At 68.7% G+C, this 1,026-nt stretch carries 3 protein-coding genes; 1 reads left to right on the forward strand and 2 read right to left on the reverse strand.

The features are described from left to right. The coding region (locus tag J5F18_RS03945; protein ID WP_346301031.1) for an I78 family peptidase inhibitor at positions 1-241 on the forward strand (241 nt) is incomplete at its 5' end. Here the strand turns inward: J5F18_RS03945 and J5F18_RS03950 are convergent. Both J5F18_RS03950 and J5F18_RS03955 read right to left on the reverse strand, forming a co-directional pair. Further along, positions 238-753 (reverse strand): acyl-CoA thioesterase, encoded by a 516-nt coding sequence (locus J5F18_RS03950; protein ID WP_346301032.1) that lies wholly within the window; start codon positions 751-753, stop codon positions 238-240. The genes J5F18_RS03945 and J5F18_RS03950 overlap by 4 nt on opposite strands. 22 nt (positions 754-775) lie before the next feature. Further along, on the reverse strand, positions 776-1,026 hold a 251-nt coding region (locus J5F18_RS03955; protein WP_346301033.1), incomplete at its 5' end, for a DUF1622 domain-containing protein.

The raw sequence follows: 1,026 nt of genomic DNA on the forward strand, positions 1-1,026 counted from the left end.
CGAGCCGGCACCGCCGCCGCCCCGGGTGGAGGCCAGCGGCGAGTGCGGCGCCGGGCGCGTGCAGGACCGCGTGGGCCGCGAGTACAGCGAATCGCTGGGCGAATCGATCCGGGACGAGAGCGGCGCGGCCAGCGTGCGGGTGATCCGCCCCGGCGAGGCGGTGACCCTCGACTACCGGGCGGATCGCCTCAATGTGCGCCTGGACGATGACGACATCATCGCCGAGATCGGCTGCGGCTAGTCGCTCGGGTCGTCCGCGCCGTGCTCGGCCTGGGTGCGGCGCTCCTCCTCATCGGCCTGCTTGCGCAGCTTCTTGCGCAGGGCTGCCTTCTCGAAGCGCAGCCGCTGCTGCCTGGTCGCCAGCGCCAGCGGGGGCACCGGGGCGGGCTTCCCCGCGTCGTCCACCGCCACCATGGTCAGGTAGCAGCTGTTGGTGTGGCGAATCAGCTTCCGGCGGATATCCTCCGCCACCACCTTGATGCCGATCTCCATGGAAGAGCGGCCCACGTGGTTGACGCTGGCCAGGAAGGTGACCAGCTCGCCGACGTGGATGGGCTGCTTGAACAGCACCTGATCCACCGAGAGGGTCACCACATAGTGGCCTGAGTAGCGGCTGGCGCAGGCATAGGCCACCTCGTCGAGCTTCTTGAGGATGGCGCCGCCGTGCACCTTGCCGCTGAAGTTGGCCATGTCGGGGGTCATCAGCACGGTCATGGTGAGCTCGTGCTGGCCGGGAGTGGCGGTCATTTCCATGTGGGTCCTCCGAACAGGGGTGTCAGCCGTCGCCTTCGTGGTGGCGATCGGCAAGGTGATTCTGGCGGCGCTGGACCGGGTGGGGCGGCTGCCAGGGCCAGTGCCCCTCGACTTCCACATGCAGGGTGAAGCCGAGGAAGGCGCGGATCAGCACCACCGCGGCCAGCGTCAGGACGCTTTCGCCGCTGTTGAGCACGATCACCGTCTTGATCAGATCGCCGGCGATCAGGAAGTCCAGCCCCAGCAGTCTGGAGCGGCCGATGCCATGGCGGT

The sequence above is a fragment of the Halomonas sp. BM-2019 genome (assembly GCF_017584085.1).